The 21,063-nt window shown below is 59.7% G+C and carries 21 protein-coding genes; 7 read left to right on the top strand and 14 right to left on the bottom strand.

Going from position 1 to position 21,063, the window contains the following annotated elements; genetic code table 11:
* Window positions 1–222 precede the first annotated feature (222 nt).
* Window positions 223–1,392: a S16 family serine protease gene (locus tag MJA45_RS04945; RefSeq protein ID WP_315606177.1), complete on the top strand. Its 1,170-nt coding sequence runs from the start codon at window positions 223–225 to the stop codon at window positions 1,390–1,392.
* Between the two features lie 124 nt (window positions 1,393–1,516).
* On the opposite strand, the gene MJA45_RS04940 is transcribed toward MJA45_RS04945, so the two are convergent.
* The 4 genes from MJA45_RS04940 to MJA45_RS04925 all read right to left on the bottom strand — a co-directional run bounded on the left by MJA45_RS04940 (window position 1,517) and on the right by MJA45_RS04925 (window position 5,161).
* Window positions 1,517–2,068: a hypothetical protein gene (locus MJA45_RS04940; RefSeq protein WP_315606176.1), complete on the bottom strand. Its 552-nt coding sequence runs from the start codon at window positions 2,066–2,068 to the stop codon at window positions 1,517–1,519.
* 182 nt (window positions 2,069–2,250) lie between these two features.
* Window positions 2,251–3,393 (bottom strand): site-2 protease family protein, encoded by a 1,143-nt coding sequence (locus MJA45_RS04935; RefSeq protein WP_315606175.1) that lies wholly within the window; start codon window positions 3,391–3,393, stop codon window positions 2,251–2,253.
* 128 nt (window positions 3,394–3,521) lie between these two features.
* Window positions 3,522–4,454 carry an L-lactate dehydrogenase gene (locus MJA45_RS04930; RefSeq protein ID WP_315606174.1) on the bottom strand — a complete coding sequence of 311 codons (933 nt, stop codon included), beginning with the start codon at window positions 4,452–4,454 and terminating at the stop codon, window positions 3,522–3,524.
* A 161-nt stretch (window positions 4,455–4,615) separates the two neighbouring features.
* Window positions 4,616–5,161 carry a DoxX family membrane protein gene (locus MJA45_RS04925; RefSeq protein WP_315606173.1) on the bottom strand — a complete coding sequence of 182 codons (546 nt, stop codon included), beginning with the start codon at window positions 5,159–5,161 and terminating at the stop codon, window positions 4,616–4,618.
* A 321-nt stretch (window positions 5,162–5,482) separates the two neighbouring features.
* Here MJA45_RS04925 and nagB point away from each other — a divergent pair, with 321 nt between their 5' ends.
* The 3 genes from nagB (at window position 5,483) to MJA45_RS04910 (ending at window position 8,421) form a co-directional block, all read left to right on the top strand.
* Window positions 5,483–6,208, top strand: coding sequence for a glucosamine-6-phosphate deaminase (nagB, locus tag MJA45_RS04920; RefSeq protein WP_315606172.1), 726 nt, complete (start codon window positions 5,483–5,485; stop codon window positions 6,206–6,208).
* Entirely contained in the window at window positions 6,205–7,386 is a 1,182-nt protein-coding gene (gene nagA / locus MJA45_RS04915; RefSeq protein ID WP_315606171.1) for an N-acetylglucosamine-6-phosphate deacetylase, read from the top strand. Before nagB ends, nagA begins: the two co-directional genes overlap by 4 nt.
* Before the next feature lie 192 nt (window positions 7,387–7,578).
* On the top strand, window positions 7,579–8,421 hold the full coding sequence (locus tag MJA45_RS04910) for an MBL fold metallo-hydrolase (protein WP_315606170.1): 843 nt from the start codon (window positions 7,579–7,581) through the stop codon (window positions 8,419–8,421).
* Between the two features lie 92 nt (window positions 8,422–8,513).
* On the opposite strand, the gene MJA45_RS04905 is transcribed toward MJA45_RS04910, so the two are convergent.
* The 6 genes from MJA45_RS04905 to MJA45_RS04880 all read right to left on the bottom strand — a co-directional run bounded on the left by MJA45_RS04905 (window position 8,514) and on the right by MJA45_RS04880 (window position 15,636).
* Window positions 8,514–8,732 (bottom strand): helix-hairpin-helix domain-containing protein, encoded by a 219-nt coding sequence (locus MJA45_RS04905; RefSeq protein ID WP_315606169.1) that lies wholly within the window; start codon window positions 8,730–8,732, stop codon window positions 8,514–8,516.
* Between the two features lie 344 nt (window positions 8,733–9,076).
* Complete coding sequence (locus tag MJA45_RS04900) at window positions 9,077–10,816, bottom strand: proline--tRNA ligase (protein WP_315606168.1); 1,740 nt, start codon at window positions 10,814–10,816, stop codon at window positions 9,077–9,079.
* 294 nt (window positions 10,817–11,110) lie between these two features.
* Window positions 11,111–12,787, bottom strand: a complete 1,677-nt coding sequence (locus tag MJA45_RS04895; protein WP_315606167.1) for a glutamine--tRNA ligase/YqeY domain fusion protein — start codon at window positions 12,785–12,787, stop codon at window positions 11,111–11,113.
* A 58-nt stretch (window positions 12,788–12,845) separates the two neighbouring features.
* Entirely contained in the window at window positions 12,846–13,487 is a 642-nt protein-coding gene (gene trhA, locus MJA45_RS04890; protein WP_315606166.1) for a PAQR family membrane homeostasis protein TrhA, read from the bottom strand.
* Window positions 13,488–13,708: 221 nt separating this feature from the next.
* A complete protein-coding gene (locus tag MJA45_RS04885; RefSeq protein ID WP_315607939.1) occupies window positions 13,709–14,602 on the bottom strand; it encodes an ADP-ribosylglycohydrolase family protein in 894 nt (297 codons plus the stop codon).
* Window positions 14,602–15,636: an AAA family ATPase gene (locus MJA45_RS04880; protein ID WP_315606165.1), complete on the bottom strand. Its 1,035-nt coding sequence runs from the start codon at window positions 15,634–15,636 to the stop codon at window positions 14,602–14,604. Before MJA45_RS04880 ends, MJA45_RS04885 begins: the two co-directional genes overlap by 1 nt.
* Before the next feature lie 96 nt (window positions 15,637–15,732).
* Here MJA45_RS04880 and MJA45_RS04875 point away from each other — a divergent pair, with 96 nt between their 5' ends.
* The gene (locus tag MJA45_RS04875) at window positions 15,733–15,930 is read left to right on the top strand and encodes a hypothetical protein (protein ID WP_315606164.1); all 198 of its coding nucleotides are present in this window, start codon (window positions 15,733–15,735) and stop codon (window positions 15,928–15,930) included.
* Between the two features lie 21 nt (window positions 15,931–15,951).
* Here the strand turns inward: MJA45_RS04875 and pnuC are convergent, their stop codons facing one another.
* The 3 genes from pnuC to MJA45_RS04860 form a co-directional block, all read right to left on the bottom strand.
* Entirely contained in the window at window positions 15,952–16,626 is a 675-nt protein-coding gene (gene pnuC, locus MJA45_RS04870; protein ID WP_315606163.1) for a nicotinamide riboside transporter PnuC, read from the bottom strand.
* 64 nt (window positions 16,627–16,690) lie between these two features.
* Window positions 16,691–17,461, bottom strand: coding sequence for an NUDIX domain-containing protein (locus MJA45_RS04865; protein ID WP_315606162.1), 771 nt, complete (start codon window positions 17,459–17,461; stop codon window positions 16,691–16,693).
* 182 nt (window positions 17,462–17,643) lie between these two features.
* Complete coding sequence (locus tag MJA45_RS04860) at window positions 17,644–18,600, bottom strand: THUMP domain-containing class I SAM-dependent methyltransferase (protein WP_315606161.1); 957 nt, start codon at window positions 18,598–18,600, stop codon at window positions 17,644–17,646.
* 164 nt (window positions 18,601–18,764) lie between these two features.
* Between MJA45_RS04860 and MJA45_RS04855 the strand changes: the two genes are divergently transcribed.
* The gene (locus MJA45_RS04855; protein ID WP_315606160.1) at window positions 18,765–19,451 is read left to right on the top strand and encodes a 3D domain-containing protein; all 687 of its coding nucleotides are present in this window, start codon (window positions 18,765–18,767) and stop codon (window positions 19,449–19,451) included.
* Window positions 19,452–19,499: 48 nt separating this feature from the next.
* Here the strand turns inward: MJA45_RS04855 and MJA45_RS04850 are convergent, their stop codons facing one another.
* Entirely contained in the window at window positions 19,500–19,766 is a 267-nt protein-coding gene (locus MJA45_RS04850; protein ID WP_315606159.1) for a hypothetical protein, read from the bottom strand.
* A 234-nt stretch (window positions 19,767–20,000) separates the two neighbouring features.
* Between MJA45_RS04850 and MJA45_RS04845 the strand changes: the two genes are divergently transcribed.
* Window positions 20,001–21,020, top strand: coding sequence for an NAD-dependent epimerase/dehydratase family protein (locus tag MJA45_RS04845; protein ID WP_315606158.1), 1,020 nt, complete (start codon window positions 20,001–20,003; stop codon window positions 21,018–21,020).
* The last annotated feature ends 43 nt before the right edge of the window (window positions 21,021–21,063 follow it).

Raw genomic sequence — 21,063 nt, 5'->3', positions numbered from 1 at the left:
CCGGTAAGCTTTGTCGAAAGCAGAGCACTCTTCGGGCAGGGCCCTGCCCCTGTCCATTCCCTCTCCCGGTTTGTCATGAAAATGTAATCCGCCGGGTTATTTACATAATGTCTCCTTGCTAGTACTATTTGGGTATGGAGTCTATCACATCCATCTATCAAGTTTGCTATATTAACCATTATCTAACAGGGAGTGTAGAAGATAGAATTGAACGGTTATCCTATGCACAGAAGCCGCCTGAAGTCCGGACCGCTGGAGCATTATCTTGAGCGCCACCCCCGGCTGCTTTCCGGCTTCCAGAGGATGCACGGCCTGTGGGCTGTCCTCGGTGCCTTGCTTCTCGCCATCCTGCTTGTCGCGTCCATAAGCGCTCTCATTCTGCGTCTGTCCCCGATCGAGCCCTTACACGCCGAAGGAATGGGTGAAATCATTACGACAGCCAAATACTTGGACTTGAGCCCGATCGCCGATGTCGAAGGAAAGCCGGCCGCCCGCCCTTTCTATTTCACCACTCTTCATACCATGAAGCTGAACAACCGGCTGGATGCCCTGCGCTCCGCCTTCTTGCTCGAGAACACCAACTCGATCAAAATCGCTTCCTACGCTCTTTCCTCCGACCTGGATTTGACGACCGGAGATTACAGCCGCATCAGCAAGTTCTCCCTCTACCGGAGCAGCGAGAACCTTACTTATCTGGCTTATCAATACGCCGGATTGCCGGCGGATTTCCCGACCAAGGTCATCATCGTCTTCCCGCTTGAGAATTACGAAACCGGCAAGGCCTTCAAGCCGAACGACGTCATTCTGGCCATTAACGGCAAGCCGGTCTCCACGTGGAAGGAATACGCCGAGGTGAACAATCAGCTTCCTTCGGAAGAGGGATACACCGCCCTCTATAAGGTGCAGCGGGGAAAGGATGTGCTGGAGCTTCCCGTCACCTTTACCGAGAAGAACAAGAAAGGAGCTTACATCAACGGCCTCTACGCCGCCGAGGTTAAGGATTTCCAGGATGCCGTGGAGCCGACGAATCTTGTCACCTTTACCCGTCAATTCTCGGGAGATTCGGCGGGCTTGATGATGACGCTTCAGCTGATTCAGGAGCTTTCCGGTAAGGATTTGACGAAGGGGTACTACGTGGCGGGGACCGGAACCATCGACAAGGCGGGCCGGGTCGGGGAAATCGGGGGAATGCCTCTGAAAATCATGACCGCCGACAAACAAAGAGTCGACCTTTACTTCGTTCCGAAAGCGGTCGAGGAAACCGACCGGAACGAACAGGAAGCCTTTAAGACCGCACAGACGATTCACAGCACAATGAAAATCGTGCCCGTGGCAAGCGTGGCGGATGCCCTCGACTACCTGGACCGGATTCCGTCCAAGAACCAGGGCTGACCCCAGCTCTGCAGCTTGACTGGCGGAGTAGGAGCCTTACAGGCTCCAGCCGGCAACCTCGGATAACCACTAGAGCCTTATCCTTAGCTTCTTTAGCGCCGGCCCAACACTCACGGATAAGGCACTAGCTGCCGGTCGTCTGGCTGTCATCGGCGGAGCCTGCCGGCTCCGCCTGTTTCGGTTCACACAGATCCGTCAGGAGCCAGTCCTTCGTGCCGTCCCGCGACAGAAACCAGACATGGGTAAAAGCCCCGCCCGGCTTGCACAGCATTTCGCGGTATTTCAAAATATCCGACATGCCGAAGGAAAGGGAAGCATTGCGGATCAACAGAGCGATGGGATAATGATCAACATAATGCGCCTTCTTCTCTTCCTTGCGCCGGATAAGCTTGTTGAGCTCGGCAATCAAAGTATCCAGTGTTTCCCATGCATGCTCTTCCTCTTCCCGGACCTTGTGCTGCCGCCCCAGAACCCGTCTTGCTTCATGAGAATCGTAGAAGCAGTGGGTGATCTCGACGCCCAGCTTATTTCCCCGCGCATCCTGAATGACGGCATCGGGCTTCTCCTGGAAATACAAGAGCCGGTATTTAATCGGATGGTTCCGGTTGTACAAAGAAAGAAAGGTCTTAAGGGCCGCTTTCTCCAAGGCCCGCTTTTCCCCGCCGTCGTTCTTCATAACTCCACCTTTGCTATCCTTACTGGCGTTTCCTTTCGCTATAGGCCCCGAAAACGCATCTGTTCCATTATATGCAGTTGTGCCCCCTCTCACTCCCCGGGTAAGGGGAAAGAATTTCAAGGCATGGCAAAAAGCCGCTTGTCCCGTTGAAGCGTGGACAAGCGGCTTTTTTAGGGGGATGGTCAGCGGATGCTGCTCCGGTGAATCTCCGACAGGTCGTTCGCGTAAAGGAAGAACAAAGACAGCACGACGGCAAGCGCAAGATAAGCGATGAGCACCTTCCACTTCGTCGAGGCCGGAGACTTGTAATAGGTGGAGAGGCGCGCCAGCTCCTCCTCCACTTGAGTGAGCCGCTCGGCTGCAGACCGGCTCGCCTCGGCAAGCATCGTCGAGGGAACGGGCCGGTCCAGATCCCCGTCCTCGTACTGGACCGGCGCCCATTCCCACTTGAGCAGCAGCTCGTAGGCGGCATTGGCGTACCGGCGGTCAATCTCGGCCTTGGCCGCGGCAATCTTCCTCCCGTCGTCGAGAAGCGGGATGGACCAGCGCCGGCCTCCCGCGGCAGGACCAGGGGACGCTTGCGCGGCCGCCTGGAGCTGAACCTTCTTCTCATAGGTGGTAGAGAGCGTCGGCCACGTCTCCAGATCGTCCAGGAATTCCCTCAGCTTCTTTTGCTCATACGCCAGAATCTCCTGCCGGGTGGCTTCCTTGCCCCTTCCCCACCAGGAGAACAAGCCGAGGAGGAAGATCAGGAAGATCATCGGGTCGGGGGAATAGACGAGCAGCGCCCCCAGTCCCAGCAGCCCGAAGAACCAGATGCGGGTCGACAGCACCGAAACGATCCGGCCTCCGTCAAGCGGCGAGATCGGAAGAAGGTTAAAGAGGTTAATGAGCGCCCCGGTAAACACGACCACGATCCAGAACGGCTCCTTCGTCCACTCGTACAGCGCCACAGCGGGCAGGAACGACAGCAGGCCGGCAAGCGGTCCCCCGTAAGCGAGGAAGGCTTCCGTCTTCGCGTCCCGAGGCTGTTCCTTCATAGCGATGAAGGCTCCGACAAAGGGCAGGAATACCGCCGGCGAGGTCTTGATTCCCTTGATCCGGGCGGCTATCACATGGCCCATTTCATGCACAAAAATAAGATAGATGACGGCGGCGGCAAACTTCCAGCCATACAGAAAAGCATAGGCCCACAGGCTGATCCCCATGGAGATCAGGGTACCGCCGAATTTGGAGAACTTCAGAAAGGCGAGGACCCATTTGAATTTCGCCACGATAAAAGCGCCAACGGCCAGCAAAGCTGACCTCACGCGGCTTTTGGACAAAACGAAGCACTTCCTTTCACCAGCCTAAAAGGGTTGTCTGCCTTTAGTACGAAGGAACCACCCCGCCGGTTTCAAAAGGTGGCCGCCGCCCGCCACACTGACTGCGGCTTTACCGGTGCTTGCCGGGCTTAGCCGTTCCCGATGCTGTCGATCATCTCGCGGAGCTTAGCGGCGGATTTGGCGAGCTTCGCCGCCTCCTCTTCCGTCATGGGCACCTTCAACACTTCCCTTACTCCGGTACGGTCTACGACTGAGGGAACCCCCAGGTACACATCCGTTATGCCTTGGTACCCGTTCAACAGCGTCGATACGTTCAGCACTGCTCCCTCATCCCTCAGAATAGCCGTGCAGATCCGGTCCAGCGCAAGGGCGATCGCATAATAGGTCGAGCCTTTCGCCTGGATAATCTGGTAGGCGGCGTCTCGCGTGTTGCGGAAAATCTCTTCCTTCTCCTCCTCCGTGAAGGACACTGGCAGGCCTGCGGCGTTGGCCAGGCTCCACAGCGGCACCTCGGTATCCCCGTGCTCGCCTACAATGGAGGCGTGAATGCTGCGGGGATCCATGTTGAGCGTTTGGCCGATCAGGTAACGGAACCTGGCGCTGTCGAGCAGCGTTCCGGAGCCGATGACCCGGTTGGCCGGCCAGCCGGATTTCCGGAAGGAGTAGTAGCTCAGAATGTCGACCGGGTTGGTCGCAATGAGCAGAATACCGGTCGAGTTGTAGCGGGTTACCTGCTCGATGATGCCGTCGAAAATCGCCGTATTCCGCTTAAGCAGATCGAGCCGGCTCTCTCCCGGCTTCTGTCCCACCCCCGCGCAAATGATAATAATATCCGCACCCGCACAGTCGGGGTAATCGCCGGACCAGACCTTGGTGCGTCCCGTAAAAGGCAGCCCGTGGTTCATGTCCAGGGCGTCGCCCAGAGCCTTTTCCGCGTTGTAGTCGATGAGCACCAGCTCGGTCATGCGCTCCCGGAGCAGCAGGGTATAGGCCGTGGTTGACCCTACCGCCCCTGTTCCGATCACGACGACTCTTGTTTTCTTTCCATCCGTCTTCTCCATGAAATCCCCTCCCCATAATTTTCCTCCCTGTTAGTGTAGCCCAGCCCGAAACCGTTATGCAACGCCGGCCCAAACAGAAGAAGTCCAGCGTGGCGCTGGACCTCCTGTACCGATTGCAAGGCTTCTATAGATTTTGCGGGAGGCAAGTAACCGTTAGTCTGTTAAGCGTGAGCATGCCGTTTGCCGGTGAGCGCCGTTCCGTCCCCTCCACGGTGCGTCAGCCGTTGGAGCATTTTGCGAAGGTAAGGAAGGACATAGAAGTCGGCTCCGAATTTCCCTGCATTGGCACCGGCCATGAAGATGACGCCGCCGAGAAGAATCAGCCACGGGTTGGTGCTGACCGTCCCCGCAAAGACGAACATGAAGTTCATGAAGAGACCGAAGAAAGCAGCGGTGGTCGTCAGACAGCCGAGAATCAAGCCGAGGCCGACGCAGAATTCCCCTAACGGAATCAGGACATTGAACAGCTTCACATTCGGCAGGGCCACGTGTTCAAGGAACGCCGTGAAGGTCGGGTAGACCGCTTCGTTGGTCGCCTTATCGATAATCGGCTTGGCGATGGCCCCTTTGATGAACCCTCCCGCGTCAAAAGCATTCGCTCCCGTCAGCTTGTGCCACCCGGCCTCCAGCCACTGCCAGCCTACATAAACCCGAAGAACGAACAAAGCGGCGGCCGCATAAGCATTTTCCCTCAACCATTTCATCATGATGATCCTCTCCCTTTGGGGTTCTTGTGGAGGTCGACGGAGCGGCTGCCTTTCGGTGCTTCCTCGTTCCGGTCGATCCGTTAACCTCTTCCATGTCTTTACTTTACACCCTGGCTGCCTTTCAGTATGTGATAAAAATCACAAAATACCTCCAATGTAAAAAATAGGTTGAAGTCTCCCCTTTGATGCCAAACACTCATTCAAAAAGATTAAAAAAATCATAATTATGATTGTATCAATCATTTTAGTTGACGATTCCAACCGCTTCTTATAAAGTGGAAGGAAGAACTCATTACCTTATGACAGGAAGAGGAATGCCCCATGAACCTTCATATTTTCCGTACGAACGACGATTTGAACGAGGCCGCCGCTGGCCTGTTTGCCAGCCAGCTTCGGGTCAAGCCCGCTTCGGTGTTCGGCCTCGCGACCGGCTCCACCCCGATCGGCATTTACGACAAGCTGGCCGAGTGGCACAGCGCCGGACGCGTAAGCTTCGCCCGTGCGTATTCGTTCAATCTGGATGAATATGTCGGGCTGCCGCACCATCATCCGGAGAGCTACCTTCGCTTTATGGAAGAAAAGCTGTTCAGCCGCATCGACATGCCGGAGTCCCACCGACACATCCCGGACGGCAATGCGGAATCGCTGGACGAGGAATGCCGCCGCTATGACGAGCTGATGGAAGATTACCAGACGGATATTCAGCTGCTCGGCCTCGGCCATAACGGGCACATCGGCTTCAACGAGCCCGACAAGTCTTTAAGGAGCGGGACCCACGTGGTAGAATTAAAGGAAGACACGCGCCGGGCGAACGCACGCTTCTTCCCTTCTCTAGAAGAAGTGCCTACCAGTGCCGTCACGATGGGAATCGCGACGATCATGAAGGCCAAGACGATCCTGCTGGTCGTAAGAGGAGCGGATAAAGCCGAAATCGTTCACCGCGCGTTAACCGGCCCGATCACGACGGACTGCCCTGCTTCTCTTCTGCAGGTGCATCCGAGCCTGGTCGTCATGCTGGATTCCGAAGCGGGGAGGCTTTTTGCATGACAGAGAAACGAAGTCTCCTAATCCGTAACGCCTCGATAGTTACGGATCAGGGGGTAAGCCAAGAAGGAGAACTGCTGGTCGAGGACGGCAAGATCAGCTGGCTCGCACCAAAGGGCGGAGCAGCGGAACGCGGCGTTCCCGCAGGAGTAGAAGAGCTGGATGCCGAAGGCGGCTGGATTCTTCCCGGCTTTATCGATGTTCACATCCACGGCGGCTTCGGTCACGATTTCATGGACGGGACGGTGGAGGCGATCGAGGGCATCGCCCGTTACCACGCCTCCCACGGCACGACCGGCCTGCTGGCTACGACGGTGACGCAGTCCCGGGAAGCCATCTCCCAGGTGCTGGAGGCAGCCAGCACGTATCGGGCCGGAGCCATGCCTTACGCCCAGCTGCTGGGCGTCCATCTCGAGGGCCCTTTCATCTCCCCTAAATTTCCGGGAGCGCAAAACCCGGACTTTATCGTCGAGCCCCGGCAGGAATGGCTGGAGGCCTGGGTCCGCGACTATCCCGGGCTCATCAAGCTCCTTACGCTCGCTCCCGAGCGTAACGGGGCGCTCGAGCTGATCGAATGGCTGGCCGGCCAGGGCATTATCGCCGCCGCCGGTCACACGGACGCCAGCTTCGACCAGATTACCGAGGCGGCGGGCCGCGGCCTGAGTCATGCCGTGCATACGTTCAACGCCATGCGCGGGCTGCATCACCGGGAGCCCGGAACGCTCGGCGCCGTCCTCACGGACAACCGTATCCACGCCGAGGTCATCGCCGACGGACATCACGTGCATCCGGCAGGCATTCGCCTCTTGGCCGCGGCGAAAGCACCGGACCGGCTGCTGATCATCACGGACGCGATGTCCGCCGCCGGTCTCGGCGACGGAGAGTACGACCTCGGCGGTCTGGGCGTGGTCGTTAAGGACGGCGTCGCCCGGCTGAAGGAAGGCGGAGCGCTGGCGGGCAGCACGCTCACCATGATCGACGCGTTCCGCTACGTGCTGGAGCACACGGACCTGTCGGTGGCGGAGGTCAGCCGGCTCGCCAGCGGCAACCCGGCGAAGCGGCTCGGCATCGACGGCCACACGGGCAGCCTCGCTTCCGGCAAGGATGCCGACTTCGTATGGACCAGCCCGCAGCTCGACATCCGCGGCGTCTGGGTGCAGGGACGCTCCGTTCTTTCTTGATTGACTTAATAAAGCAGCTGTCTTCCCTGTGGAAGGCGGCTGTTTTCTTGTTGTGCGGATCCAACCGGTCCCCGTAGTGATGCGCCATATGTAAGGATAATGGAGCTAATTTCTCGCTTTGCGTCTATTGGTTAGGCCGCTGTTTAAACGGGTAAACTTTACGAAGCTTGGTTTAGAAAGGAAGGGATCGCCATGAAAAACGGAACCCCGGGCAGCCACTATCTGCCCCTCACCTCTGTCTCCAGCGGGAAAGGAGCGGAAGTGCGCCCGGATGTTTACGCGTTCACCACCCAGATCGTCAATGTCGTGATGGTCGGGGCTCCGAATACCCTCAACTGGGTGCTGGTCGATGCGGGCATGCCGAAGTCCGATGATAACATCATGGACGCGATCGAGGAACGCTTCGGCTTCCCGGCACCGCCCCGCGCGATTGTACTGACGCACGGCCATTTTGACCATGTGGGAGCCTTAAGCGTGCTCGCAAGCCGCTGGGATGTCCCGGTCTATGCTCACGAGCTGGAGATGCCCTACCTGACGGGCACAAGAGCTTACCCTGAGCCGGATCCACTGGTGGAAGGCGGCTTGGCGGCCAAGCTGTCCGCCTTCTTCCCGAACGAGCCGGTCGACCTGACCGGACGGGTGAAGCCTCTCCCTGCCGACGGGACGGTTCCCGAAATGCCCGGCTGGCGCTGGATCCACACCCCCGGGCATACCCTTGGACATGTTTCCCTGTTCCGGGAAGAGGACCGTACCCTCATTGCCGGAGACGCGTTCGTCACCGTGCGCCAGGACAAGCTGTACCAGGTGCTGACCCAGCACCTGGAGATTTCGGGACCTCCGCGCTATTATACCCCCGACTGGATAGCAGCGAAGGAATCGGTCCGCCGTCTCGAAGCGCTGAAGCCGGCCGCCGCCGTGACCGGTCATGGCCATCCCGTTGCGGGCCGCGAGCTGACCGAGGGGCTGGCGGAGCTCGCTCGGGACTTTGACCGGCTGGCGGTGCCGGACCACGGCAAGTATGTGGACGGTGAGTAGAAGCCAGCTTTCCCCAGACTAAGGTGGCCGCCTCTCTCCTGCAACCGCCTCACCAAAGCAAGAGCCCGGACCACTAGGTCAGGGCTCTTCTTCTAGGGGCGTTCGTCCGCGAACGCCAATCCCTTTGCGGCGAGAGCCTCGCGGAGCTGCCCGAGCGCCTTCGGGCCCATGCCGTGCAGCTTCTTTAGCTCCGCCTCGCTCATCCCGGCGAGCTCCTCAAGCGTCCGGTACCCGGCTCCGGCCAACGCACGCTGCGCGGGCTTGCTCAGCTTCGGCGGGAATGCTTGCCCGCTTTCTTGGTTTTCCGTCATTCTCTTTTCGCCTCCGGATGGCCGGCTTTTTCTATACCCGGGCTCCTGAATTTGGTATAATGGAAGGACAATAGAATGGCTTAAAAGGGCGGTCGGCTGCCTCCGAAAGGAGGTGATGCCTGTGGAGGTTAAAGACACACTCACGTTGATGATTTCCTTTGCAACGCTGGTCGTGATGATCCTTAGCTTCAACACAAAGAAATAGACCGCCCTCGCCAAAGGATGCGGTCTATTCTGTCGCTTACCTGATGCAAGCCACCGCCCTTAAAGCGGCTATTGTGGGAAGGAGCCGTCGCAACCGGCTCCTTTTGTTAGTTTCATCTTAGCATGATTTTCTTATACGATCAACACGGCCGGCCGCCCAGCGTCTGTTCCCGGATCACCTGCACGGCCTCTTCCACGGAAAAAGTCGTGCGGCCCACCTTCCCGCGCTCTCCGACTTCCACCCTTCCCTCTCCGGCCTCCTTGCCGATCACGATCCGGAAGGGCAGGCCAATGAGATCGGCATCCTTCATCTTCACTCCAAACCGCTCGTCCCGGTCGTCGAGCAGCACCTCCAGCCCCTCCGCATGGAGACGGCGGTACAACTCCTCCGCCACGTGGATCTGCGTCTCATCCTTTCCCGACACGGGGATCAGATGGACGTGGAACGGAGCCGTTTCCATCGGCCAGCGGATGCCTTCCCCGTCATGATGCTGCTCGACGATCGCGGACAGCAGCCGCGAAATGCCGATTCCGTAGCAGCCCATGAGGATGGTCCGCTCCCGTCCGGAAGCGTCGAGATAGCGGGCCCCGAGCTTCTCGCTGTATTTGGTGCCCAGCTTGAAAATATGCCCCATCTCGATCCCCCGGCTGAACGCCAGAGGAGCCCCGCACCGGGGACAGCCTTCCCCTTCCTTCACGTTTCGCAGATCGGCTGTCCTCTCCAGGGAAAAATCCCTTCCCGGCACAAGCCCGCCCAGGTGGTAGTCCTCTTCGTTCGCCCCGGCGATCGCCGCCGGCATAGCAGCCACCTGTTCGTCCGCCACAAGAGGAACGGAAAGGCCGACCGGACCGGCAAACCCGACAGGAGCTCCGGTGACCCGCCGGGTCGTTTCGGCGTCCGCGAGCTCGAGCTCTTCAGCATCCAGGAAGTTCTTCAGCTTTGTTTCGTTGACCTCATCATCGCCGCGAACCAGCACGGCAACCGGCTTTCCGTCGGCGACGTAAATCAGCGTTTTGATAAAGCCGGACGCCTCCACTCCAAGAGCAGCCGTCAGCTCGCCAATGGTTCTCCAGCCGGGCGTATGGATTTTTTGCGGGGATGCTTCCGGCTTGCTCCCTCCGGTGGCGGTTCTCCCGCCCGGCTTCGCGCCGACCGGCCCTGCCGACTCCGCCTTCTCCAGGTTGGCCGCGTATCCGCATGACGTGCAGCTGACAATGGTGTCCTCTCCGACGGCCGCGAGGGCCATGAATTCGTGCGTCCCGCCTTCCCCTCCGATCGTCCCGGCGTCCGCCTCCACCGCGCGGAAGTTCAAGCCCATCCGGGTGAACATCCGGTGATAGGCTTCATGCATCCGCCAATAGGTGCGGTCGAGTCCTTCCGCATCCGCGTCGAACGAGTAGGCGTCCTTCATCAGGAACTCGCGTCCCCGCAGCAGGCCGAAGCGCGGACGGCGCTCGTCGCGGAACTTCGTCTGGATCTGGTACAGGGTAAGCGGCAGGCGGCGGTACGATTTCACCTCTCCCGCGATGAGCGCCGTTATGACCTCCTCGTGGGTCGGCCCGAGCACGAACTCGCGGTCATGCCGGTCCTTCAGCCGCATCAGCTCCGGTCCGTAGGCCGCATACCGGCCGGACTCCTCCCACAGCTCGGCGGGCTGCAGCGCCGGCAGCAGCACCTCCTGCGCACCGGCCCGGTTCATCTCTTCGCGGACAATCCCCTCGAGCTTCCGGAGCGTCCGCCGGCCGAGCGGCAGGTACGTGTAGATCCCCGCCGCCAACTGGCGGATAAAGCCCGCCCGCAGCAGCAGCCGGTGACTGACCGCCTCGGCCTCCGCCGGCGCCTCCCGCATCGTTGATCCCAGCAAAGTGCTTTGCCTCATGAATCATTCCTCCCCTTAACAATGAATGAAGATAACAAAAAGAACACATTCGTCAGGGACGAATGCGTTCGTGGTACCACCCTAATTCAACGAATCACCGCCCAGGCTGCATGCGGGTTCGTTCTTTGGCATCGATAACGGGATGACCGGCAGCGGATACTGGGGATTCCCCACTGCAGCTTTCAAGGCGGGAAGCGGCAGGGTGCGGCCGGAAGCCTCACAGCCGAAGGGCTTCCTCTCTGATGCCGCGCTGCCCGCGCTTATGTCCTTGGTCTTTGCTTTTTCTGTTCTAAGCTATTTCCCGATCACGAAGGAGCTCTTGAGCGAAACGACCCGGTTGAACACCGGCGCGCCCGGCTTCGAGTATTTCGGATCAACATTGAAGTACCCGTGCCGGAAAAACTGGAATTTGTCCTGCGGCTCGGCTGCCTTCATGTCCGGCTCCACGAAGCCTTGGACAATCTCAAGCGATCCGGGATTGAGGCGGTTCAGGAAGCTCGACGCCCCTTCCGTTTCCTCTTCCTCCCCGTTCTCATCGAAGATGAGGGAGTCGTACAGGCGGAATTCCGCCGGGACGGCGTTCAATGCCTCTACCCAGTGGATCGTTCCCTTGACCTTGCGGCCGGTAAAGCCCGTTCCGCTTTTGGTCTCCACATCGTACGTGCAGTGAAGCTCCGTTACGTTCCCGTTCTCGTCCTTCACGAAGTCGTTGCACTTGATGAAATACGCGTTCTTCAGGCGCACCTCGTTGCCCGGGAACAGACGGTGGTAGCCTTTAACGGGCTCCTCCATGAAGTCGTCCTGCTCAATGTAAATCTCCCGGCCGAACGGAATTTGCTTCGTCCCCATCTCGGGATTCTCCGGGTTGATCTCGGCGTCAAGCATTTCCGTCTGTCCTTCGGGATAGTTCGTGATGACCACCTTCAGCGGGTTAAGCACCGCCATCGTACGGGGCGCCTGAAGCTTCAAGTCTTCGCGGATGAAATGCTCGAGCATTTTGAAATCGACGACCCCGAAATTCTTGGACACGCCGGTTTCCCGGACGAAGTCGCGGATGGCCTTCGGCGTGAAGCCCCGGCGGCGGAGGCCCGATATGGTCGGCATGCGGGGATCGTCCCAGCCGTCCACGACCTTCTCGTCCACGAGAAGCTTCAGCTTTCTTTTGCTCATGACGGTATTGGTTAGGTTCAAGCGGTTGAACTCGTATTGGTGCGGCTTCGCTTCCGTCTCGCATTCCTCGATCACCCAGTCGTAGAAAGGACGAAGCTCCTCGAATTCCAGCGTGCAGATCGAATGGGTAACCCCCTCGATGGCGTCCTCGAGCGGATGGGCGTAAGCGTACATCGGGTAGATGCACCACTTATCTCCGGTATTGTGGTGATGAGCATGCGAGATCCGGTAAATGACGGGATCGCGCAGCGTGATGTTGGGCGAGCTCATGTCGATTTTGGCGCGGAGCACCTTCTCCCCGTCCTTGAAATCCCCCCGGCGCATCGCTTCGAACAGCTGGAGGTTCTCCTCCACCGTCCGGTTCCGGTACGGGCTCTCCTTGCCCGGCTCGGTCAGCGTACCGCGCATTTCACGGATCTGGTCCGCCGTCAGGTCGTCCACGTACGCCTTGCCCTTCTTGATCAACAGGACGGCCCGCTCGTACATTTCATCGAAATAGTCCGAGGCGAAGAACAACCCGTCCCACTCGAAGCCGAGCCATTTGACGTCTTCTTTAATGGAGTTAACGTATTCGATGTCTTCCTTGACCGGGTTCGTGTCGTCGAAGCGCAGGTTCGTGCGCCCGTTGAACTCGTCGGCGAGCTCAAAGTTAAGGCAGATCGACTTCGCGTGCCCGATATGCAGGTATCCGTTCGGCTCCGGGGGAAAGCGTGTCACCACGGTTTTCGTCCGGCCCGACTGGAGGTCATCGATAATAATTGTTTTCAGAAAATGGTTATGTGCTGCGGCTTTCGTCTCCATGGGACCAACCCCTCCGGTTTATAATGTTAAGGTTATAGCATACTATTATACCCAATAATCAGGGCAAAACATAGAACAAGATGGCAAAAAAGTGCATCACCGACCCGGCCAGCACGAACAGATGCCAGACGGCATGATGATAAAGGAACCCTCGCCATACGTAGAACACAGTCCCCACGGTATAGAACAAGCCTCCGAGCACGATCAGCGCAATGCCGCCCGCGTCCATATGCGCCGTAAGCGGACCCCAAGCCACCACGATAATCCAGCCCAGCACGAGGTAGATGAGCGTAGAGGTAAAGAGAAATTTCTTGGTGAAAAAGGCCTTGAACAGGACGCCCGCCAGGGCAAAGCCCCAGACGATTCCGAGCAGGGTCCACCCGAGCGTTCCCCGGATGACATTCATCACAATCGGCGTGTAGGTTCCCGCTATGAACAGATAGATCGACGAATGGTCGCAGATCTCGAAAATGTCCTTGATCCTTCCCTCCGGGAAGCTGTGAACGAGGGTCGACGAGGTATACAAGAGCAGCATGGATACGCCGTAAATCGTAAAGCTTACGACATGCCAGGCGGTGCCTTCCAAGGTGGCAAAAACGACAAGCAGCGTCAAGGCCGCAATGCTTAGCAGCGCTCCGATTCCGTGCGTTACGGCGTTCGCGATTTCTTCCCCGCGGGTGTACGTGTGTGTGTTGGCCATGAACCCTCGCTCCTTTCCCTGCAGTCTATTCATTATAGCCCATGGGCGTTCGCCCTTCAAAAAAAGGGACGAGCCGGGGAGCGGCCGGGCACAAGAAAACCCTTCCCGCGAGGGGAAGGGGAGTGGTCTATCGAGTGGGGAAGAGGCTCCCTCTACAAAGCAGGAACACCTTCCCGCAAGGGGAAGGAAAGGCGCTCTATCGCGCGGGAAAGGGGCTCGCTCTACAACCCAGAGGTCTTCAAGCGGTTCCCGGCTAGGCGTTCGGCCAGCTCATCCAGCTTATCCTTTACGAGAATAGCCTGCGTGTAGCGGGCTGGAATTCCCGAATAGCCCCAGTAGATTCCGGCCAAACCTCCGGCGATGGCCCCGACCGTGTCGGAATCATCCCCCCCGTTCGCCGCCTCCTGCACCGCTTCCTCGAAGGAGGAAGCGCGGTTCAGAAGGTGCAGCACCCAGCGGAGCGTATGGACGACGTAGCCGTCAGGCGGGCAATCCGGAGGCTCGGCGCCGAGGGCCGGCTCGTAGCGCGTTCCCTTCGTCTCGGCGGCAAGCGCGGACCGCAGCTCCCCGCCTTCCAGAAGGCGCCATGCGATGCGGTTGTAGAGGAGGCACGCCTCCCGGCAGAGCGGATCGTGATGCGTCATCTCCGACTGCTCCGCCGTGACCCGTTCCATGTCGTCGAGGCGGCCGTAGGCAAGAGCCGCCGGCAGGCAGCGCATGAGCGAGCCGTTCCCCGCACTCCTCCCGAGCTGGAGGTGGGCGGAGCGCGCCGCCTCCGGCCAATTCCCCCGGTAGCGGCTGAACACGAGCCGGATGATGTTCCCAATGTCCTTCGGGTCGGAGCGGTACCAGGCGAGGAACCGTTCGCCGATCGCCTCCACGGGATCCGCCGGATGCTCGAGAATGCCCTCCGCCACGGCGATGGTCATCATCGTATCGTCGGTCACTTCGCCGGGGGCAAGCGACCAGACGCCGCCTCCCACGATCTCTGTCAGGTAGCCATGCTCCCGGCGGATGGCCTCCCGGCTCATAAACTCGGTCGTTCCGCCGAGCGCATCCCCTACGGCCACACCGTAGAGGCCGCCTTTGATCCGGTCCTGCAGGCTGAGCTGCATCATGACAACACCCCCAGCTCCCGGGCCAGCCGGTCGGGCAGGCTCCGGTATTTCTCATGCCGCTCCAGCACCGCCTTGGCCTGGCGCACCCTTTCCTCCACCGTGCCCGTCAGGGTCACGTAGGGAATCCGGCGGACTGCCAGATCGGCAAGGATCTTCCGCTGAAACAAGTCGCGCATCCCGAAGCCCGACCGGTCCCAGGTATCGTCGTAGGGGATTTCGTCTCCGCAGACGAACACGAGATCGTGGCGGACCGCCGCTTTCACCGCGAGCTCTTCCAGCCGGGGAAGCACAAAGCCGTGATAATACTGCGCAAACATGCGTGTCGTGAGAGCGTTCGTGTCCACGAAGAGGTACCGGTTCGCATCGCCCAGCATCCTCTCCTCCCGCTCCAGATGGCCCTCGGCAATCTCGACGAGCTGCTCCGGCGTAAGCCGCCGGTCTACCTGATGGGCGTCCCAATACTCCCGTCCATACTCCGGCATCCAAACGGTGCCGAGCTCCTCCGCCAGCCGGGCGGCCAAGGTCGACTTCCCGGTCGAGGGGGCGCCGAGCAGGAGCACGCTGCTCACGAGGTCCCGGTACGCGACCGGATCCACGAAAGCCCGGCTCTCGAAGGGGGCCTGACGCACCGCCGTACCGGACACCGGGAAGGTCTTCCGGTCGGGATCGACCCGGCGGTCCACGGCCCCGAGCGCGCGGCTCATGTGCTCCCCGTAGGGCTCGCTCGAATAGAAGTGCGTGATCCGGCGGCCGCCGAGAAGGGAAGCGATGTAGTCCTCGTGCGCCTTCTCGATCTCCCGGGTGTAGCCCGTTTCCTCCGGCCCTCCCCACGCTTCTATCACCTCCACCTGGGGGTAGAGGGTGCGAATCCACCCGGCTCTTACCGGCAGCGGCACGTTCGTAACATCCGGGGAGTCGTAGATGACGACGACCACCTCGTCCGTCTCCCGGAGGGCCGTCTCGATCATGAATTGGTGCCCTTTGTGCAGGGGCGAGAATTTGCCCAGTGTCAGGCCTGTCGTAAGGGGCATCTTGGTTCTCTCCTCCCTTAGTCTCTTTCAAAAAAAGGGATGCCTGGCGTTTTGATCGAGTATCCTTTAATGTCATTCCTTTACAGGAGGTGGAAGTTGATGTACCGTGCCGGCATTTCCGTTATCTTTCTTTGTTGGACGGCCGTCCTTGTCCTGGAGTTAATAACCTTCTATAAGCTCCTTCAACGCCCGCATTTGGCGGATGAGGTGATCTTTATACTGACTGTCATTGGCGTTACGGTGGCGATCGGGTACGCGGCTCTCGGGGTCCTTACGAAACGGCAGGACCGGTGAGGAACCGCCCTTTCGCTCGCTCTAAACCACAGCCCCCGGCCGGCTACCGTTCACGGGTCCCGCCGCTTCGGCGGCCAGCCGGTAGTCTTTCCTCCAGCTGATTAGCCCGGCCGTGGCAATGCCAAGGAAAATCAGGTACAGAAAAGCCACCACATACAGCTCTTTGTACAGGAACATCCCGATCGAGAGAACGTCGACGGCAATCCAAACGTACCAGTTTTCGAGGATTTTGCTCGACAGCAGAAGCTGTGCCACGATGCTCAGGGTGGCGATGAACGCATCCGCATACGGGATCGACGCATCCGTGAAGCGCTCCAGCACATGGCCCCACGCAAACGTAACCACAATCAGGATGACGGCCAGCAGAGCCGTCAGCTTGGGCGTAATCCGCGAGGTCGGCCGGACCTTGGCTCCCCCACGACGCGTCGCCCAGACGATCCAGCCCTGGATGCTGAGAAGGAAGAACAGCACCTGAAGCGTCATGTCCGCGTACAGCTTCGCCTCGAAGTAGGTGAAGAAGAACAGCCCCACGTTCACCAGGCTGACGGGCCAGCACCACATATTCTGCCGGGCGGTCAGCCAGACGCTTAAGAGCCCGGTCGTCGTGGCCGCGATTTCCAGCCAGGTCGAAGAAGTCAGATAGGCCACCAGCAGCATGCCCGCCATGAGAATCCACATCGTGTATTTTCCGTTCATATTCCATTCCCCCTTATCACGCTTATAATACTATCACAATGACATTATTGTAGTTCAAAAAAATTCAGCTGTACAAAGACAGCCGGGGCACATCGCCCGAAAACCGGTAAAGCTGCGCCGCCCGCTGGGAATAGCGGTTCGATTTCTTGAGCGCGCCCTGCTCCGTTCTCACTTCCTCCAGCACCCCGCTGCGGCTCTGGGTCTGTTTCATCTTGCGGATGAAATTGGCCTCCTCGAAATCCGGCACGACCGTCCGGATCACCTGGTACAGCTCTCCGAGCGTGAACTCACCGGGAAGGAATTCGCCGGCAATCGGGGTCACAAGCATCTTCTCCTTCACCCTGGCCAATGCGTCCTGCAGAATCTCCCGGTGGTCAAAGGCAAGCTCCATGCCCCCGAGCGCCTCTTCTACGGAAAAAAGCCCCGCCTCCTCGGCATCGTCCGCCGCCTCCAGCTTCCCGAGCGCCTCTTCGTTCACGAGGGCGAAGAAGGCGTGGGAGATCATCCAGCCGCGCGGGTCGCGGCCGGGACGGCTGTACACGTTGAAGTACTCCATGTGTACGTCCTTCACGCCCGTCTCCTCCTGGAGCTCGCGCCGGGCGGTTTCGTAGACCGATTCCGTCTCCCGCGAGAACCCTCCCGGTAGCGCCCACATGCCCGCATGCGGCCAAACCTTGCGCTTGATAAGAAGCACCTTCAACTCCCGCTTCGGAAGGGACTTCGTCATGCTAGGGCGCTGCTCCGAGGTGATGGTGAATATTACAATGTCCGCCGGGGCTCCGTCCGGTGTCCGGTACTTCGCCGCGGAATAAGTCTTCTCATTCTCTTCCGCCATGAGGCACCCTCCTTTATTCTCGATTTGATAATGTCATTATGACATTTAATAACCGGGATGTCAACCCTGCCATTGGCCAAAAATTACCGGGCTGCCTTTCCCGCTTCCCGTTGCGGGCTTATCTCCGAACCGGCTCTCCGTGCAGCTTGTCCTATTAAGAGCAAATCCGAACGCCGCGTTCCCTACTCGCACAGTAAAATCCGGCGCTCCACGCTGCCCTTCTTCATCAGGCACCGGTCGAGGATGGTGAAGCCCGCCTCCTCTACGGCGGCCTCGATGCCCTCGGTCGTGATCAGTACGACCCGGTCCGCCAGCCGGCGGGCGCTCTGCAGCATCTCCTGCCGCTCTTCCGGAGGCAGAACCGAGCAGAGGTTGTACGGCAGGTCCACCACCGCGGCGTCATAGCGGCCGGTTAGACGGCGCATATCCGCCAGACGCACCACGTCCGGAAAGCCGAAGTGCGCCAGATTGGCCCGTGCCCCGCGAACGGCAAGCGGGTTCAGGTCGAAGCCCTCGATCGCGATTCCCATCGACAGGGCTTCGACCAGCACGGTGCCGATTCCGCAGCACGGGTCCACCGCACGGACGCCTTCCGGCTCCGGCACGGCCACGTTAACCACGGCCCGGGCCATTCGGGTGGTGAGCGCCGTGGAATAGTTCTGCGGCTTGTTCTTATGCTTCAGCCAGTGGGCTTCCCCCTGCTGAAGCGGTCCGAAGAACAACCGCCCGTGAACGAGGGCCGCCCCGTACCGCCGCTCGGGCTTCTTCATCTCCGCCCGCCCCCGGATGGCAGCTCCGAGCTCGCGTTCGATCCTGCGCTTCTCGGTGTAATCCCAGCTATTGTCGGTGTCCAGGCACATCACCTTGAACGTGCGTCCTCCGAGCTCCAGCCCTTTCACCTGCTTCTGGAGCTCCTCCAGGCTCTCCGCCTCATACTGAATGTCCATCCGTTCATGGAGAAAAGGGCTCCGCCCCGGGTCCAGCCTCCGCGCGCTGCGGAACCACCCCTTCCCTCTCAAAGACGGAGCCGTCTCCGCCCCGTCTCTCCCTTCTTCCCCTGTCCCGAAGAGGGCCCTCCGCTCCATCCGGCAGAGCTCTTCTTCCTCCTCGTGGCAGGCGTATGTGTACAAGCAGCCCAATCCGTTTCCTTCCAGTGTTCTTCCTCCTTCGATGCTGGTTCGCAGGCGCGTACGGCACCTTCTCGATCCTCTCGTAATCTAGCAAATCACTCCGACAGGTATAAGAGCCGCTAGAGTTGGAGATTCTAGTGACTATCCCAACCAGAACCTGGAGGTTGATAGAATTGACGAACCGAAAAAGCCTGCTGCTCCTGCTGCTGCTTCTCTTATGCGGACGGCCGGGCGAGGCGGCGGCCTTCCCTCAAATAACCGATCCGGACAATTCGGACACGGCGCCGGAAGCAGCCGACTATTTTGCCGTCCTGAACGACCGTTCTCCGGCGGCACGGGCAGACGATGCACCGGCCCTGACCTACCACATCCGGCCCGGCGATACGCTGTACCGGGTATCGGCGGAATTCGGCCTCTCGGTGGACGATCTCCTGGCCGTAAACAGCTCGCTGAATCCGGCCCGGCTGCAGGTCGGCCAAGGCATCCGGATTCCGTCCGGGCCGGCGGAGATTCCCTCGCTGCGTAACCAGACGGTCCGCGAGGTGCTGTCCGCCAAGCTGACCGCCTACACGGCCGGCTACGAATCCACGGGCAAGCGGCCCTCCGACCCGTCGTACGGCATCACGTATTCCGGAAGCCGGGTGAAGGAGGGACGGACCATTGCGGTCGACCCTTCGGTCATTCCGCTCGGCTCCACCGTTTATATCGAGAATATCGGCATCCGCCAAGCGGAGGATACGGGAAGCGCCATCAAGGGCAAGCGCGTCGATATATATATGAATGATCTCCAGGAAGCGCTGCACTTCGGGGTCAAGCCTAACGTGAAGGTCTACGTCCTGTCGGAAGGAAGCCGCCTCTAGCGGCTTCCTTAGGATGACCCGCCGTGCTCCTGCAGCCGTAGAGGCCGGTCAGTCCTGCAGCCGGCTCATCGCCTCGCCGACCAGCCGGTCGAACAGCTCGTCGTCTTCCTCCAGCCTTTCCTCCATCGCTTCCAGCTCTTCCTCGGTGCCCGACTCTTTGGCAAAATGCAGGCTGTAGCCCCAATCGCGGGCTTTTTTGCTTTGGAGGGTAAGCTCGTATACGTTCCTCTCCCCGGGGAGCTGGAACACAACCTGGCCCACGTACCCGCTTTCCTCATCCTTCGTCATCTTTGCGTCCATAATCGTTACTTCCATCTTCGATCCGCCTCGTTCCTTATGGTTTTCTTTCGCGGGTGGCCGAGCAGACGGCACGGTCTCCCTGCCGCCACCCCTGTCCTACCAGGGTGGCCTTCCTCCTCCCATACTAAACCGGACGGGGCCGGCAATTCAACTTGCGGGGGCACCCGCTGGAAGGATGAGGGGCTGCGTGGTAGAATAAAAAGACGTATGCAAACGTTTGCAATCCTATGAAACGAGGGGGCCAGGTTAATGAAAGTGTTGATCCTGGGAGGGACCGGCGTCATCAGCAGCCAAATTTCCCAGCAGCTGTTAGCGGCCGGACATGAGGTAACCGTCTTCAACCGGGGGTCCAAAAGCTTGCCGGACGCCGGCCAATACGAATGGATCGTCGGCAGCAAGGCGGACGGGGAGACGTTTCAGCGGCAGATGGCCGGGCGCCGCTTCGACGCCGTCATCGACATGATCAGCTTTAACGAGCCGGATGCCCGCCTGACGGTGGAAACCTTCCGCGGGCGCGTCCCGCAGCTGATCTTCTGCTCCACCGGGGCGGCGTACAAGCGGCCCTTCCGCACCACGCCCGTGAAGGAGGAAGCGGAGGCGCTATTCGACGACCCCGCCTTTCCTTATGCTTACGATAAGGCCCGGATGGAGCTCTACCTGCAGAGCCGCATCCGCGAGGAGAACCTGGCGGTCACCATCATCCGGCCTTCGCTGACCTACGGGGTAGGAGGAGCCAATCTCGGCGTGCTGAGACAGAATTACAACATCGTCCACCGCATCCGCCAAGGCCTTCCACTGGTCATGTTCGGGGACGGCCGGCTGCCGTGGAGCTTTACCTTTGCGCCCGATCTGGCCAAAGCCTTCGTGGGGGCCGTCGGCAACGAGAGAACGTACGGCCAGGCGTATCATGCCACGAGCGAAGAGAACCGGGTATGGGACGATCTGTATGGGGAGTGGGGGCAGATTCTCGGTGCCGAGCCGGTCATCGTCCATCTCCCGACCGACCTGCTCCTGAAGGCCGATCCCGACCTGTTCGCCCATCTCCATTACGAGAAGAGCTACGCGGGCCTGTTCGACAACGCGAAGATCAAACGGGATATTCCGGATTTCCAGATTTCCCTGACCTTACGGGACGGACTCCGTATGATGCTCGACTGGTACGAGGCGGAAGGGCATACCCTCGACGAGGGGAAAATGAGGCTGGAGGACGAGCTGACCGCCATTCACAGCCGCTGGAGCAGGGAAATGGAAGAGCTGGAGCTCTCCTAGGCCCTTTCAAGGGAACCGAAGCCGTTCCTTTTCCGTATGGAAA

This window comes from Paenibacillus aurantius (genome assembly GCF_032268605.1).
GTDB classification, from domain to species: Bacteria; Bacillota; Bacilli; order Paenibacillales; family NBRC-103111; genus Paenibacillus_AO; species Paenibacillus_AO aurantius.
The sequence above is the reverse complement of the archived record's forward strand: the minus strand, read 5'-3'. Positions and strand labels throughout refer to the sequence as shown.